Below are 16001 nucleotides of genomic sequence, written 5' to 3' on the forward strand. Positions count from 1 at the left end.
ATTAAATCATTATGAACTACAAACTAACTCTAATCACAAGCCTTTTATCCATTTTGCTATTTTCAAACATGGAAACAAGTTGGGCACAGACCTCAACATCGGGAGCTAATTACATTTCAACAGCTGTTCCCTTCCTAACAATCACTCCCGATTCCCGTGCAGGTGCGATGGGAGATGTTGGTGTGGCTACATCGCCGGATGCGAATTCGATGCATTGGAATCCTGCTAAATTTGCCATGATTGATGGTAACTACGGAGTTGCAGCATCGTACACACCTTGGTTAAGAGACCTGGTTGATGATATGAGTCTTGCCTACTTAACCGGATATTATCGTTTGGATAAGAATCAAGTTCTTGCCTCTTCACTTCGATATTTTACCTTGGGTGAAATCATCTTTTTAGAAAGTGAGAATGCACCAGCTGTTTCTCGAACACCAAACGAGTGGGCTTTTGATGTTGCCTATTCAAGAAGATTAACCGATAATCTATCCGGAGCTATTGCATTTCGATACATCCGCTCTGATCTTACCCAAGGTCAATATGTTGCAGGAGTGGAAACTCAAGCCGGAAATGCTTACTCCGCAGATATTTCTGTTTATTATCAGAAGGAATTTAAAAGAAACCGAAAAGAAATACTTTGGTCGTGGGGATTGAATATTTCAAATATCGGTTCCAAAATAAGCTATACAACCGACGATGAAAAGGAGTTTATTCCTACAAATCTTAGACTTGGGTCTGCACTTAAATTTGAATTGGATAATTACAATTCGTTAACTGTCGCTGCCGATTTTAACAAATTATTAGTTCCAACTCCTGCTAATGGTTCTCTTCAAGATGGTGAAGATAACGGAACCGTTATAGTTGGCGGACAAGCATCTAATAAATCAGTAATGAGTGGTATTTTCGGTTCATTCTCTGATGCTCCCGGCGGAATGAGTGAGGAATTTAAAGAAATTACATGGTCGCTTGGTCTTGAATACTGGTATCAAAAACAATTCGCATTACGCACAGGTTACTATTACGAACACGAAGAAAAAGGAAACAGAAAATATTTCACAGCAGGATTAGGCGTAAAACTAAACATGTTTGATTTGGATTTTTCGTACCTAATTCCTTCCACTCAAAATAATCCGTTAAAGAATACTTTGCGTTTTACACTTACTGCCAATATTGATAAAATTATAAAGTAAGATGAAGATTAGAGTTGGATTTGGTTACGATGTTCATCAATTAGCCGAAGGAGAAGAATTTTGGCTGGGAGGAATAAAATTAACCCATAGTAAAGGCTGTGTTGCCCATTCGGATGGAGATGTATTGATTCACGCTATTTGCGATGCTCTGCTTGGAGCAGCCAACATGCGTGATATTGGATATCATTTCCCGGATACCTCTATTGACTTTAAAAACATTGACAGTAAAATACTTTTGAAAAAAACGGTTAGGTTAATCGCCGAGAAGGGTTTTTCAATTGGAAATATTGACGTAACAATAGCACTGCAGCAACCCAAGATTAAACCGATCATTCCTGAAATGCAAAAAGTACTTTCGGATGTAATGGAAATTGACTTGGAAGATTTAGCAATAAAAGCAACAACAACAGAAAAACTGGGTTTTGTTGGTACCGAAGATGGTATTGCCGCTTACGCCACAGTTTTAATTCAAAAATAAGTACACTCAGTAGTTTTAATTGGTTAAAAACCTTCCCTGAAGTAATTTCAGGAAGGTTTTTTTTGCTTTAAATAAAATCCATATTATCAACGACTCCTCTTTGATAATTTCTCCATTTTACTATATTTGTTGTATATAGATATATAAATATTTAAACTACATCACAATGAGAAAGACAGTTGTTATTGGTGCCAGCCTAAACGAGGAAAGATATTCAAATCAATGTGTGCGTTTGCTGCGTGAGCATAATATCGAAACCATTGCTGTTGGAAACAAAGAAGGTAAAATTGCCGACGTTGAAATTAATGTAGGGCGCCCATTCGAAAGAAAAGTTGAAACGGTTGCTGTTTACCTTTCTCCAAAAAATCAAGAAACCTATTACGATTACATTATAGGTTTGAAACCTGAACGGATTCTATTCCCTCCCGGAACAGAAAATCCGGAATTCTATCGCAAAGCAAATGCTCTGGGAATAGAAACGGAAGAAGCCTGTCCTTTGGTAATGCTTCGTACAGGAGTTTATTAGATGAATAAGTGCAGAGAGACGCTATGCTTTGGCGTCTCTAATTAAAAAGAAGCTCATAGGTACGTCTTATCTCCTCTTCAACTTGCGATACTCCTATTGATCGACTTTTACGTAAAACTTCTTTTCCATCCAAATAAACCAATAAACTGGGATTAGTATATAAACCTAATTGTGCAGCAATTTCAGGTTGTTGCGAATTATCAACATGAAAAGCTTTCAAGTTTGGAAACTGCTCCTTCATCATGTACCTAAGTTTAGGTGATAACACCTCGCATACTCCGCAGGAAGGCGCCGAAAAGTAAATATAAAATGATTCCCTTTTCTCTTTAAGTGTTTCCAATTCGGACAATGATAAGTTCATAAAGCAAATTCCGTTTTAAAATAGATTGCAAAAATAATAAAAACACAGGGGAGATTTCTTAAGATGCAGACAATTCGTACAACTGTAACAAAAATATTCACATTAAAAAAAGCTGTTTCAAAAAAATGAAACAGCTTTTTATATGATATAAGAATAGTACTATTCTTTTTTACGAGTTCTTCTTTTTGGCTTTTCAGCTTGTTCAGCTTTTTCTGCTTCCTCCAGGCTATTGTCATAATCAACAATAAAACGATCTACCAAAATACGCCCGCAATATTCACAAACGATAATCTTTTTACGAGAACGAATATCCATCTGACGTTGAGGTGGAATCTTATTAAAACAACCACCACAAGCATCACGCTCAACTGTTACAACTGCAAGACCATTTCTTGCATTTGAACGGATTCTTGTATACGCTGTTAACAATCTTGGCTCTATTTTTTTTCTAAACGAAGCAGACGCAGCAACCAATCTTTCTTCTTCAATTTGAGTTTCTGATACAATTGCATCAAGCTCACCCTTTTTGCCTTCCAAATCAGCTTTTCTCTCAGCAAAAACTTTATCTGAGTTTTCAATTACCGCTTTTTTGTTGGCAATTTCCGAAGTAAATTCTTTAATTCTCTTTTCGCACAATTCAATTTCTAAATTTTGAAATTCAATTTCTTTTGAAATAGAATCAAATTCACGATTGTTACGAACATTCATTTGTTGAGCTTCATACTTCTTAATAAGTAATCCTGCTTCTTTAATTTCTTGTTTTTTCTTCGCAACAGTTTCAACTAAATCTTTTACCTCATTGTTTAGGTTGGCAATCCTAGTATCAAGACCTGCGATTTCATCTTCCAAATCCTGAACTTCTAATGGAAGCTCTCCCCTTAGCGTTCTAATTTGGTCTACTTCAGAATCAACACACTGCATTTCGTACATTGTGCGCAATTTATCTTCTACTGAAATATCCTTAAAATCTGAAGCCTTTGGATCTTGTGTAGTCATATGTTTTACAAATAATTTATTGGATTCGAATTTATCTCTGAAATATAAACCGCAAAGTTAGGGAATTTTTTTGTAACAATCTCATAAAAAATATCTCTTGTAAATTGTTCACTTTCGTAATGTCCGATATCGGCAATTATTATTCTGCCTTCAGCATCAAAAAACTCGTGATATTTAAAATCTCCCGACACAAAAACATCAGCTTTTTGGCTGATAGCCTTACGTAACAAGGAGCTTCCACTCCCACCACATACTGCAACGGTTTTTATTTTTTTCTTACTTATCTGAGTGTGTTTTACGCATGCCGATCCGAATATTTCCTTTATCCTGTTTAAGAAGAAAAGTGGATCTTCGGGTACTGTAAGTTCGCCAATCATACCCATTCCTACCTGTTTGTTGTCGTTTTCGAGCAAATAAATATCAAAAGCAACCTCCTCGTAAGGATGATTTTTTAGAAGTGCCGAACATATTTTCCCCTTTAAATGCTTTGGGAAAATAGTTTCGATGCGAACTTCAGGCTCTAAATGTAATTCTCCTTTTTCACCAACAAACGGATCGGTATTCTCTCCGCCTCTAAAGCTTCCGGTACCTTCAACAGCATAACTGCAGGAATCATAACCTCCAATGCTTCCGGCACCGGCCTCAAATAAAGAATCTCTAACTTTTTGAGCAAACTTATCGGGTACAAATGTTACCAGTTTATAAAGATCGTTGCTTACCGGAGATAAAATTCTCCTGTTTTGAAGTCCGATTAAATCGCAAATACGATCGCTTACCCCGCCTTTTACCGAATCTAAATTGGTATGGGCGGCATAAATTGAAATATTATTTTGAATGGCAAGAATTACTGTTCTCTCGACATAATTACTCCCATTAAAACGCTTTAACCCTTTAAAAACGATAGGATGATGAGCAATAATTAAATTTACCCCTTTATTAATAGCTTCCTCAACTACACTCTCTATAACATCCAAACAAATAAGAACACCGATAACATCTGAATCATAACTACCAACCAGTAAACCTGAATTGTCGTACGATTCCTGATAGGTCAAAGGAGCCATCTCTTCGATAGATGAAACAATATCTCTTACTTTCAATTTCAACAAAATTTACGAATTACAATTCTTCCTTAATCTCAAGAAGCAGATCTTTAATTTCCTGTAAACGAGTAACAACAGCAAAATTATTCTCGGTATCTTCTTTATTCTCTTTCAACTTGAGCTGAGCTCCTTTAAGAGTCATCCCTCTTTCTTTCACTAAATGAAATATCAAATGAAAATTTTCAATATCCGCTTGTGTGAAAAACCGATTTCCCTTCTTATTCTTTTTAGGTTTTATAATATCAAATTCCTTTTCCCAAAATCGAATTAAAGAGGTATTTACCTGAAACATCTCAGCTACTTCTCCAATGGCATAATATAGTTTTTCGATTTTTTTTTCTTTGTAAGGCACCGATGTTACGATTTAAATTTCACAAGCCAAATAAATTGTATAGAAATGAACCGATTAGGACAATTTATTATCTAAAGTAACAAATAAAATGGCACGAAATAATATTTTCCGTGCCACTTTTTTATGCTTTCCTATTTTCTTTCGATAGAACTAATCCATTGTTTGACCAGTGTTGGCGGCATAAGCAACCATACTGTCATACTCGTCGGCTGTTAAATCGTTAAAAAAATAGTTGATCGGATCGATCGTCTTGTTATTCTTCCTTACTTCATAATGGATATGAGGTCCCGTTGAAGAGCCAGTATTTCCAAGGAAGGCAATAACTTCTCCCCGTCTTACTTTCTGTCCGGCTTTCACGTTGTAGCCATTGAGGTGAGCATATACGGTTTTGTATCCAAAACCGTGGTCAATTACAATTTTTTTGCCGTATCCCCTCTCTGTATTCTTATAGGTAACCACACCATCACCAGTTGCATATATTGGTGTTCCAATGGTTCCATTAAAATCCATTCCATCATGGAATTTACGGGTTTTATAAATAGGATGAATCCTCCATCCGTAACCGGATGAAATTCTTCCGAAATCTTTTATGGCAATCGGCATAATAGCAGGTATAGATGCAAGCATTTTAAACTTGTTCTTTACCATTACCTCAACGTCATCGTAAGATTTGGTCTGAACATACATTGATTTAGCTATACGGTCAATCTTTTTATTGGTTGAAATAACCAATTCAGAATTTTCAAGATTCTCTAAATTACTGTATCGGTTTACTCCTCCATAACCCGCTTTTCGAATATTTGAATGAATCGGTTCCGCCTCAAAAATCACACGATAAATATTATCATCCCGCTGCTCAAGATCCGTTAAAACGTTTTGAAGTTTTGCCAACTCTGAATTAAGACGGGTATATTGTGCAATTAACTGCTGATTTTCACGAATGAGAGATCTCTCTTTTGGGGATCCGAAAAAATAAAACAATACCACAACCATTACAATGGCAAGGACTGAACTTGAAGCCATGTGTTTAAGAACGTTAATTATTTTCGTCTTAAAATTGGCCTCTACTTTTTCGTAACTAATAGACTCTGGGTTAAACTGATACTTAGTCTTCGCCATGTAAAATTTTTAGATTTTTTTTATAGAAAAAAGCCTAAACTTTTTCCCTCCACAGCTAACAAAATTAAGGAAATAATCTAACTTTGCAAGCTAAGTATACAAATCAGATTGATATAAAACATAATAGCACATGAATTCTAACGAAATCAGACAGGCATTTTTGGATTTCTTTGCCTCAAAACAACATAAGACTGTTTCTTCGGCACCAATGGTTATTAAAGATGATCCAACTTTAATGTTCACCAATGCGGGAATGAATCAATTTAAGGATATATTTTTGGGTAACACTCCAATAAAATACAAGCGAATTGCCAACTCTCAAAAGTGCCTGCGCGTTTCTGGAAAACACAACGATTTAGAGGAAGTCGGTCACGATACCTACCATCATACCATGTTTGAAATGTTGGGCAACTGGTCGTTTGGTGATTACTTTAAAGAAGATGCTATTAATTGGGCGTGGGAACTTTTAACTGATGTATTCAAACTGCCGCAAGATAGATTGTACGCTTCTGTTTTTGAAGGAAGTGCTGATGATAAATTAGGCCGTGATGATGAAGCTGCAGAATTATGGGCCAAGTTTCTTCCTGCCGAACAAATTATAAACGGAAATAAGAAGGACAATTTCTGGGAAATGGGTGATACAGGGCCATGTGGACCTTGTTCCGAAATTCATGTTGATTTACGTAGTGATGAAGAACGGAAAATTGTTGCCGGTCGTGATTTGGTAAATAAAGATCACCCGCAGGTAATTGAAATTTGGAATCTTGTATTTATGCAATACAATCGCAAAGCGGATAGTTCTCTGGAAGCTTTGCCTCATCAGCATGTAGATACAGGGATGGGATTTGAGCGTTTGTGTATGGCTATGCAGGGAAAAACATCAAATTACGATACTGATGTATTCCAGCCAATTATTCAGACAATTGCAAAAATGAGTGCCAAAGAATATGGTAAGGATGAGGAAATTGATATTGCTCTTAGAGTAATTGCCGACCATATTAGAACCATTGCTTTTGCTATTACCGACGGACAATTGCCCTCAAACAATAAGGCAGGATATGTAATCCGAAGAATTTTGAGAAGAGCCGTTCGTTACGGCTACACTTTCCTTGGCTTTAAAGAGCCATTTATGCATCGTTTAATTCCGGTACTGATTGAGGTGATGGGAAAACATTTCCCTGAACTGATTAAGCAACAAAACTTAATCGAAAAGGTAGTAATGGAAGAGGAAAACTCTTTCTTAAGAACTCTCGAAAACGGAATTCGCCTTTTGGATCAAATTATTGATAAAACAAAATCGGAAGATTACAAAGTTGTATCGGGTAAGGTGGCTTTTGAATTGTACGATACCTATGGTTTTCCATTGGATTTAACGGAATTGATTTTGAAAGAAAACGATTTGGTTATCAACCGCAAAGAATTTAACGAAGAAATGGAAGCTCAAAAAAATCGTTCGCGTTCAGCAACATCTGTTGATACCGGCGATTGGATTGAGATTTTAAAAGATGACGTAGAAGAATTTGTTGGTTACGATTATCTGACAACTGATGTAAGAATTACCCGTTACCGTAAAATTTCTTCGAAAGATAAAGACCAATATCAAATGGTTTTCAACATTACTCCCTTTTATGGTGAAAGCGGCGGACAAGTTGGAGATACCGGATACATTGAAGCAAATGGAGAAAGAATTTCTATTGTAGATACAAAAAAGGAACATGGATTAATTGTTCATTTTGCAAAAGAATTACCAAAAGATCCTACTGTTGTATTTAAGGCTGTAGTCAGCGAAAGTAAAAGAACTTTAATTGCAAATAACCATACAGCAACTCACCTAATGCACCACGCACTCCGCGAAGTATTGGGCGGGCATGTGGAACAAAAAGGATCTCTTGTAAATGCTGATCATTTGCGATTTGATTTTTCGCATTTTCAGAAACTAACCGAGGAAGAAATTGCCAAGGTAGAAGAAATTGTGAATGCTAAAATTCGTGAGAACATCTCTATCGAAATAAAGAATAACATACCAATGACTGAGGCTGTAAACCTTGGTGCAATGGCTTTATTTGGCGAAAAATACGGCGATTTGGTTCGCGTTATTAAATTTAATGATTCAGTGGAGCTTTGCGGAGGAACACATGTGAGTGCTACCGGTCAAATCGGGTATTTCAAAATTACATCGGAAAGTGCAATTGCTGCCGGAGTAAGAAGAATTGAAGCAATTACGGCTGTAAAAGCAGAACAATTTATCAACGATAAGTTGAATACCTTAAAAGAGATTGAACGCATTTTTAAATCAAATCAGAATCTGATTAAGAATATTACTGATTTAATGAATGAGAATTCAGGTTTGAAAAAGGATTTGGATGGGTTCGTAAAAGATCGTTTGAAAATCGTTAAGAATGATTTGAAAGGAAATATCTCGGTAACGAATGATATTAATATTATTGCTGAGCCAATTGCTGTTGCCAGCGCCGGTGACATTAAAGATATTGCTTTTCAGCTAAAAGGAGAAGTTGATAATCTTGTGTTTATTTCGGGTGCCGATTTGGATGGAAAAGCAAACATTACCATCATGTTCTCGGATAATCTGGTAAAAGAATACGGTTTAAATGCAGGAGCAATTATTCGTGAAGCTGCCAAAGAAATTAAAGGCGGCGGTGGCGGACAACCTTTCTTCGCATCAGCTGGAGGTAAAGATCCAAAAGGACTTGAAAAAGCAATTGAAGTTGCCAAGAAAATGGTTCTTCATAAAATTGAAGGATAATTTTTAGCTCACAGCCAATAGCTTTCAGCTACAAGCATAAAAAAAACGCCGTTTCTATTGAAACGGCGTTTTTTATATTATAATTTTATTTACTTTATTCAGAATTAACTTCTGCTGTATTAAAATGCCCTCGCAATACAATAAATGATAAACCTAAAACATTTAAAGTTGTTGTTCCTAACAACGTAACTAGAACAGTATCTGATAATTTTAAAACAGAACTTAAACAGACTATAGCTAAAACTAAAAACAACCAAAAAGTTACTACAATTGCAGTCCATTTAGCTAACCATTTCCTATCATAAGTATCGGAATCAAACCTATTATTTTCTAGTTTTTTACGCTTAATTTGCACTTCTAAATCAGAGGAATCAATATCTTTTTCTTTAGAAATCTTTTGATTTTCAATTAAGCCTTTTAAATCCATTTCAGATGTTTAGATCAGTAAAATAATCCATAATAAACTCATCCGAAATCTGGGTAACGCCCCATTTGAAATCTTTCAACTCTTTCGTCCTTTCCCACGGGCCTCCTTTCATATGTGACCAATCAGATAACTGTGAAGCAGAATAGCCAGCATAAGTATCAATAATTTGCTCCAATTTTAATGACAATTTCTTATCCTTTTTAATTTCATTGAATTTAGGGTCATCTAATGGGAGAATATTGGAGTAATCTACTTTTTTTCTTGTTCTTGGAAAAACAGGACCATATGGCCAAGCTTTAGGAGCTTCTGTTGAAATATGCCTATCTTCAACAGCTAAAAAATAACCATAAGCAATATATAGTAGCTTTTGAACTTTTGTCACATTCAAAACTATCCGCTTATTATATGCTAAAGATAACATGTATTCAGCTATAATAACACTATCATATTGCAATTCAGTATTTTGCATATCATCCTTCTCTTTCACTCTACAAATTAAGACATTTTTTTCCTTTTGTACACATAAAACTAAATAAAAATGTATCAATCAAGGAGCTTGACTGTAAGTATGCACACTAAACTGCGCAGACGGCAGGTAGTTAACTCCAAACCAACAAATCAGAAGAATCACAAATGCAAGTGCCAATATCCACAAAGAAGATTTAAATTTTGACGGCATTTGGAACCGACGATGGATGTAGACCAAATAACCCAACCATGTGATAAATGCCCAGGTTTCTTTCGGATCCCATGTCCAATAGTGTCCCCAAGCTTCTTTTGCCCATAAAGCTCCAAAAAGCAATCCCAGCGTTAGGAATGCAAATCCCAGATAAACCAGATTATCTGCCATGAGCATGATTTTAGGCTGTAATTCGGTTTTGTATTCCTGATACAAACCACGAATCGCAACCAAGGAAGATGCAGCCAAAAAAGCATAGGCACAGATGTAGACCACCACATGAGGTACAAACCACGGGCTTTGTAATGCAGGCATTAAGGTTTTAGAAAAATTCTCAGGATGCAGATAATTAATAAAAAGAAAGAGCATTGACAAAGCCAGGCTGTAATACAGCATCCAGTTGTAACGCCAACGCCAATAGGTTAAAAAACCAATTATTGGTAGAAAGAAAGCATACCACAAACGTGTTTCGCCCAAAGTCCGTAATGGTGGCCGCTCCAGATTAATCCATAAAAAACCTATAAAAATGGCTATACCTGCAATTCCTGCAAGAACCAATATATTTCTAATCAGCTCTCGTTTGGGAATAAACGCAGCCAACAACCATGTGCTTGTACTGATTCCTGCTGCCAATAAAAAATGATTCCATATCATTAGTTAAAACTTTAAATACGACTATAAAAAACAGTAAATTTTAATTCGAAACACCCTTAATCGTTTCCTCGTTTTTCACTTTATTGCCACGCCAAAACATGTAAACCGAACCGATCATCATCATAAAAACTCCTATATATACAAATATCTGCCAAGGATCTTTCACTACCTCTACAATGCTTTTTGTGGAGTAAATTCCCATCTTCTCATCGTAGCTAAGTTGATATATTTTCCAACCATTTACAGTAAATGACTTATTCACTTCCAAAGTTTGTTCCTGTTTTTGTCCATCGGGAGTGTAAATGCTAACTTCTGATGAAAACTTTTTAGGTTCGGGTACTGTCATCAGCAATGAAAATCGTTCATCAATCTTTAAAGACTCATGTGGACGATTAAAGCTGCCACAACTGATCCATCCTGTAATAGTATCTTTGGCTGGAGTTATAAGTCTCACCTTAGCTGCCGGAGCAGCTCCCAAATCAACCATGGAATAGTACTTATCCCCGGCCCTTCCTGATGTCAAAAAAAACTCATCAACCTTAATCTCCCAATCGTGGAGCTGACAGGCAAGCTTATTTTCGATCATGATCATTGATGGCTTGGTGGCTTCGTAAAGCATTCCTGTTGTGTTATCAACAACTGCCAATTTAGGATGAAACTCTTCAATTTTAAAATCGTTCAGCTTTATTGCCAGTGGTAATTCAAAATAATTTCCTTTGTCATCGTAAGCTCTTCCTTCAATTCGGTTCTCGATTAAATCCATACGAAGCCGCTGTAAATCTCCGGAACCCAATCCGGCCGCAAATACTGTTATCCAAAGTCCTAAATGGCTGCATACAAATCCCCAGTTTTTCCATTTTAACGGAAATAGTTTTCGAACCACTACCATTCCTAAAATAAATAGTAAATAAAAATTGATGAATAAAAAAGGAATAGAAGTTGTCAATCGATTAAAACCAAGGCTTGTTACAATTCCCTTGTTATCCATAGGAATTTGAGGGGTAATCCCCATGATCACCACCAAAACACTTAAGCCGGCAATTGCACCGATTGATGCAGGAATCCCGGAAAGGAATTTGAATATTGGTTTCTTCCTTATCAAGACATAAACAAGAGCAATCAATAAAATATATACAGTTCCAAGAATCAGATTTTGAGGAAATACAATTGAACCAAAAGAAGCACTACCAACAGTAAATTCCAGAACAAATCCAACAAGAAGCAAGCCAAAAGCAAACAAAAAGCTCTCAGAATATCCCCAAGGTGATTGCCATAAGGGTTTTGTATTTTTATTCATATTAATTTCGGCGGATAAAAAAAATGATCTTATGCTTAAAATGATTTGAACCTGAAACCAATCTAAGTTTTCTAAATATAAAAATTATGCCGCCCAATATGGACGGCATGCCTAATAAAACATCTATTTAGATTACATTTTAACCTGATAGGTACTTTCGCGTTCTTTCGCTTTTTTCTCCCACTCAGGAACCATAGTTTTCAAGAACTCTTGTTTTTCCTGATTTAACTTATCAATATCAAGACCAATAAATTTCTGAGCTTTTGCTTTTGTAGCGATATCCGGATAAGCAAGCTCTTCGTTAAAACCGTATTTAGCGAAAATTCTTGCCAATGAAATTCTTGCATCCTGAGCACGAACGATACCTGTAGAAATTACACGTCCAATTTCTGTTGGGGCATGAAAAGATCCTCCATGAGAGGCTGCAGCATAATCCCAACGCCATTGAGCGTGACGAATATCCATCAATACAGATTTCATCTCAACTTCTGAAGCACCTAATTCCCAAGCTTTTGCTGCCTCAACATGAGCACGAACGAGTAGTTCTTCTAATTTATCGCGGTTTCCAATAATTTGATCCTGACGGGTATAAACATTCTGAATCAACTTATCTGTCTCTTCGCGGTGACAAACCTGACATGAATTGGCTACATTGTTTAAAGGAGATTGAATATGGTGATCAGTAAATTTCTGTCCACCTTCCGATTTATACGGCATGTGACAGTCAGCACAAGAAACACCTCGGTCAGCATGAATGCCTTTCGAATAAATCTCATATCCCGGATGCTGTGCTTTCAACATTGGCGCTTTACTCAATTTATGAGTCCAGTCACTAAACTCAATCTCATCGTAATACTCTTCCATTGCCTCTACACTAGTTCCTTTATCCCAAGGCAAAGTCAGATAATTAGCTCCTTCAACACGTTTCTTATCGAAGTAATACTCAACGTGACACTGAGCACATACTAAAGAACGCATTTCCTGATGAGTTGCTTTGTTGATATCCTTTCCCTGACGGTCGAATGCTTCAATTAAAGCCGGACGGGAAATTCTTAAATTCATAGTTTCAGCATCGTGACAATCTGCACATCCAATAGGATTTACAATTTCGGCTCCTTTACCTGCCCATTTTCCTTTGTAAAATTCGGCAACACCAATTTCGTTCATTAAGCGAGGTACATCCGGAGACTTACAGGTCCAGCAAGTTGCCGGCATAGGTCCGTCATTTTCATCTTTTGGCCCTCCGGTTCGTAAAATATTTCTCACATCATCAATTGCATAGTAGTGACCGCGGCCCTGATTATATTCTTTCGAAAAACCATATCCAGCCCAAAGTACAACTAGTCTAGGATCAACTTCCAACATGTCGATCATAGCACTACCGTTATATTTACTGCGGAATGTGGTATCAGCTGTTTTGTAATAAGATTCAAATTCTCTTGGGAAATTCTCACCCCAAACTTCGTTGCGGGGCTCCCACTGATCGTGCTTAACTTGAGGAGTATAAGCAAAAACTGATTCTGCTCTTCGTTCCATGATTGATGAAGCTAACAATCCAAGCAGAAATACAACCACCAATGTTACAAGGAAGATCGCCCACCCTAACATTGGTTTTTTGCCTATAGATTCTTGTATTGGTTTCATATGTTTATAATTTTAAGTTTTTGTCATATGTAACTTACCATGCCTGGATATTCATCTTCCTGTGTGTCAAAATACTTTGGCACGGACGTTTCATATGCTTAATTATTTAGGTTTTATTCGTTTTCTAATTTTGATTCTTTCATATATTCCTGTAACCAATCCGGCACCGGACTTTCCGGTAGTGGAACTCTGGCGTTTGGAACACTGGACAGGCTATTAACCCGTCCGTGGGGAACCTCTCTGTGACATTCCCAACATACACGATCCTGTGTATTGTGAGCATGCATAGGTACCTGTGATGCTAGTTTAGGATCAGTAAGTGTTTGACTGTGGCAGCGAATGCAATTGTTGTGAACAACCTTCTTGCCTTCCTCCAAAATAAAGATTACTTCAGGTTCCATTCGCAGGGCAAACATACTTGCATGCCGCAAGCCATCTTTGGCCTTAAAGAAGTACTTGTTGAATACATTGTTATGCGGAACATGACAATCATTGCAAGTAGCTACTTCGCGATGAGAACTGTGCTGGTATGTGGCAAATTGCGGAGCCATAACATGACAGTTTACGCAAGTCTCAGGATTGTCGGACAGATAGGATGCTGCCTTTGAAAGGTAGAGCACATAAAAGCCAAGTCCGACAAATATTCCCAGAGACACCAAAACAGGAAGTTTCCATTGTGGAGGTGGTGTTAGAAATTTGAATAGTTTTCTCATTAGCAAAAGTTTTGATGTATAGGGTTTTTCTTTTGACGCTATTTTTTCAAGAAATCAGGAGTAAAAACAAGCATTACCCATCCCCAGTTCTGAGTTTCGTCTTTGTCGCCACCTTTTAATACCTGCATAGAATCTGTTGCGAATAAATGAGAATAACCAGCCTTAAATAGTACATTATCTGAATATTTATAACCAACTGAAAGATCAAGCTCAGTACCTAAATACTTATCTTGCTTATCCACTCCGCTGTATAAATCGGCTTGTGTTGAAAACAGATGAATCGCCGCAGCAAAAGATAATTTATCCTTAGCATAGTCTAATCCTCCATAAATATCCTGAAGTCCTACACTGCCAACATGGTTTCCAACATAGAAATAATCCATATGACCATTGAATTTATGGTTGGTTCCGAATAATGGATTAAATGCTTTATTTTTTCCTGAGGCGTTTGAGTCATTTCCCGAAAGAACTTCAACTCCAGCGTTACCTTTCCAAGCTTCCCCAATAGGAAACTTCATTCCAAGATTGAACATATACGCACTTAGATTGTTATCATTCCAATCTTTACCTGACTGCCCATACAATGAACCTGTAAACGAAATTTTACCCGGACGATAGCTCATGATTGTACCAAAAGTTTGCTGATACTTGTTTACAAGATCAACTTTATCATCTACCTCATTACTGTGTTGAAAACTTAAATTCATAAACAACAAGCTGAAATCAAATTGATCGCTCTTGCGATTGTACCATGCAAACTGCATGTTCTTATAATTAGTAAAGTACAATTGTTTTGATAAGGTTTCAGCATCGTTATTCACTGCCAAACCAACATGGAACTGACCATTTTCATCTGTTTTATACTTTAACAAAGCCAAATCGTGACTTCTGGCCTGCTGCGCCCAACCAACATTACCTAAAATTCTTGAATCATCGTAAACCAACTCCTGACGGCCCACTTTTAGGGATAAACTTTCATTAAAAATTATCTCTCCCCATGCTTCGTGAAGCATCAACTGGTTTTTATCAGACATATTTAATTGTGCAACATCTCCCCAAACCCGAACATCCTGCAGGGATAATCCTACACGAAATTTTGAATCGTTGTAATTTAAATTAAGACGGGTACGCTGAGAGGTAAACAAAGCGGCATCGTCAGTTGAATTAAATAATGATTTTAACCCGTGGCGATACTCTGTGCGTGGCCGGAGTTCTCCCTTAAAAGTCAACTGTGCCATTGATAGCATAGGCACCAATCCCAAAAATAGGATTAAGGATAAGCAAAATAGTTTTTTCATAGTTTAGGTATAGATTATCTATTTAAAAAACTGTTCATCAAAACAGTTATAATAAAGATTACAATGCAATACTAACCAGATTAATGATCTATGTCAACATTAAAAGATTATTTAAATTTATTATATTTAAATTTTAATATCTTTTTATCCTTTACTATTCTTTATATTCAAGCTTTTCATATCAATAAAGACAAATATGATACATATGTAATTTATCTTTAATCTTAATAAATACTGGTTTTATTGTATCTAGATACAATATTTACCGAAGCACAGCAGATATTTATCTACTATAACAAAGATAAATATCAGATCAAAAAAAAGAGATCATCTTACTAACAACAAGTTACACGATTTACATGAGAAAATGTATTGTAATGTGCACGATAAGTGCAATTTG

Annotated in this window: 16 protein-coding genes; 4 read left to right on the plus strand and 12 right to left on the minus strand. The window is 36.5% G+C overall.

Annotated elements, in window-relative coordinates; translation table 11 throughout:
• Window positions 1-11: 11 nt before the first annotated feature.
• The 3 genes from porV to ACHZAX_RS15750 all read left to right on the plus strand — a co-directional run bounded on the left by porV (window position 12) and on the right by ACHZAX_RS15750 (window position 2194).
• On the plus strand, window positions 12-1190 hold the full coding sequence (porV, locus tag ACHZAX_RS15740) for a type IX secretion system outer membrane channel protein PorV (protein WP_320019793.1): 1179 nt from the start codon (window positions 12-14) through the stop codon (window positions 1188-1190).
• 1 nt (window position 1191) lies between these two features.
• Window positions 1192-1668, plus strand: coding sequence for a 2-C-methyl-D-erythritol 2,4-cyclodiphosphate synthase (ispF, locus tag ACHZAX_RS15745; protein WP_320019794.1), 477 nt, complete (start codon window positions 1192-1194; stop codon window positions 1666-1668).
• A gap of 166 nt (window positions 1669-1834) precedes the next feature.
• A complete protein-coding gene (locus ACHZAX_RS15750) occupies window positions 1835-2194 on the plus strand; it encodes a CoA-binding protein (protein ID WP_101308854.1) in 360 nt (119 codons plus the stop codon).
• A gap of 37 nt (window positions 2195-2231) precedes the next feature.
• On the opposite strand, the gene ACHZAX_RS15755 is transcribed toward ACHZAX_RS15750, so the two are convergent.
• The 5 genes from ACHZAX_RS15755 to ACHZAX_RS15775 form a co-directional block, all read right to left on the minus strand.
• Window positions 2232-2555, minus strand: a complete 324-nt coding sequence (locus tag ACHZAX_RS15755) for a thioredoxin family protein (RefSeq protein WP_101308855.1) — start codon at window positions 2553-2555, stop codon at window positions 2232-2234.
• Window positions 2556-2714: 159 nt separating this feature from the next.
• Window positions 2715-3404, minus strand: coding sequence for a zinc ribbon domain-containing protein (locus ACHZAX_RS15760; RefSeq protein ID WP_320019795.1), 690 nt, complete (start codon window positions 3402-3404; stop codon window positions 2715-2717).
• A gap of 152 nt (window positions 3405-3556) precedes the next feature.
• Window positions 3557-4651, minus strand: coding sequence for a Nif3-like dinuclear metal center hexameric protein (locus tag ACHZAX_RS15765; RefSeq protein WP_320019796.1), 1095 nt, complete (start codon window positions 4649-4651; stop codon window positions 3557-3559).
• A 19-nt stretch (window positions 4652-4670) separates the two neighbouring features.
• Entirely contained in the window at window positions 4671-5006 is a 336-nt protein-coding gene (locus ACHZAX_RS15770) for a MerR family transcriptional regulator (RefSeq protein WP_101308857.1), read from the minus strand.
• Window positions 5007-5156: 150 nt separating this feature from the next.
• A complete protein-coding gene (locus ACHZAX_RS15775) occupies window positions 5157-6125 on the minus strand; it encodes a M23 family metallopeptidase (RefSeq protein ID WP_101308858.1) in 969 nt (322 codons plus the stop codon).
• A gap of 130 nt (window positions 6126-6255) precedes the next feature.
• On the opposite strand from ACHZAX_RS15775, the gene alaS reads away from it, so the two are divergent.
• Window positions 6256-8889, plus strand: coding sequence for an alanine--tRNA ligase (gene alaS / locus ACHZAX_RS15780; protein ID WP_320019797.1), 2634 nt, complete (start codon window positions 6256-6258; stop codon window positions 8887-8889).
• Window positions 8890-8983: 94 nt separating this feature from the next.
• On the opposite strand, the gene ACHZAX_RS15785 is transcribed toward alaS, so the two are convergent.
• The 7 genes from ACHZAX_RS15785 to ACHZAX_RS15815 all read right to left on the minus strand — a co-directional run bounded on the left by ACHZAX_RS15785 (window position 8984) and on the right by ACHZAX_RS15815 (window position 15601).
• Window positions 8984-9316, minus strand: coding sequence for a hypothetical protein (locus tag ACHZAX_RS15785; RefSeq protein WP_320019798.1), 333 nt, complete (start codon window positions 9314-9316; stop codon window positions 8984-8986).
• 1 nt (window position 9317) lies between these two features.
• The gene (locus ACHZAX_RS15790) at window positions 9318-9803 is read right to left on the minus strand and encodes a Panacea domain-containing protein (protein ID WP_320019799.1); all 486 of its coding nucleotides are present in this window, start codon (window positions 9801-9803) and stop codon (window positions 9318-9320) included.
• A gap of 60 nt (window positions 9804-9863) precedes the next feature.
• On the minus strand, window positions 9864-10649 hold the full coding sequence (gene ccsA, locus ACHZAX_RS15795; RefSeq protein WP_320019800.1) for a cytochrome c biogenesis protein CcsA: 786 nt from the start codon (window positions 10647-10649) through the stop codon (window positions 9864-9866).
• 40 nt (window positions 10650-10689) lie between these two features.
• Window positions 10690-11946 carry a cytochrome c biogenesis ResB family protein gene (locus ACHZAX_RS15800; RefSeq protein ID WP_320019801.1) on the minus strand — a complete coding sequence of 419 codons (1257 nt, stop codon included), beginning with the start codon at window positions 11944-11946 and terminating at the stop codon, window positions 10690-10692.
• Between the two features lie 132 nt (window positions 11947-12078).
• Window positions 12079-13590: an ammonia-forming cytochrome c nitrite reductase gene (gene nrfA, locus ACHZAX_RS15805; RefSeq protein WP_320019802.1), complete on the minus strand. Its 1512-nt coding sequence runs from the start codon at window positions 13588-13590 to the stop codon at window positions 12079-12081.
• A 113-nt stretch (window positions 13591-13703) separates the two neighbouring features.
• The gene (gene nrfH, locus ACHZAX_RS15810; protein ID WP_320019803.1) at window positions 13704-14303 is read right to left on the minus strand and encodes a cytochrome c nitrite reductase small subunit; all 600 of its coding nucleotides are present in this window, start codon (window positions 14301-14303) and stop codon (window positions 13704-13706) included.
• A gap of 38 nt (window positions 14304-14341) precedes the next feature.
• Window positions 14342-15601: an alginate export family protein gene (locus ACHZAX_RS15815; protein ID WP_101308863.1), complete on the minus strand. Its 1260-nt coding sequence runs from the start codon at window positions 15599-15601 to the stop codon at window positions 14342-14344.
• Window positions 15602-16001: the final 400 nt, after the last annotated feature.

It is taken from the genome of Labilibaculum manganireducens, assembly GCF_963665805.2.
GTDB lineage: Bacteria > Bacteroidota > Bacteroidia > Bacteroidales > Marinifilaceae > Labilibaculum > Labilibaculum manganireducens.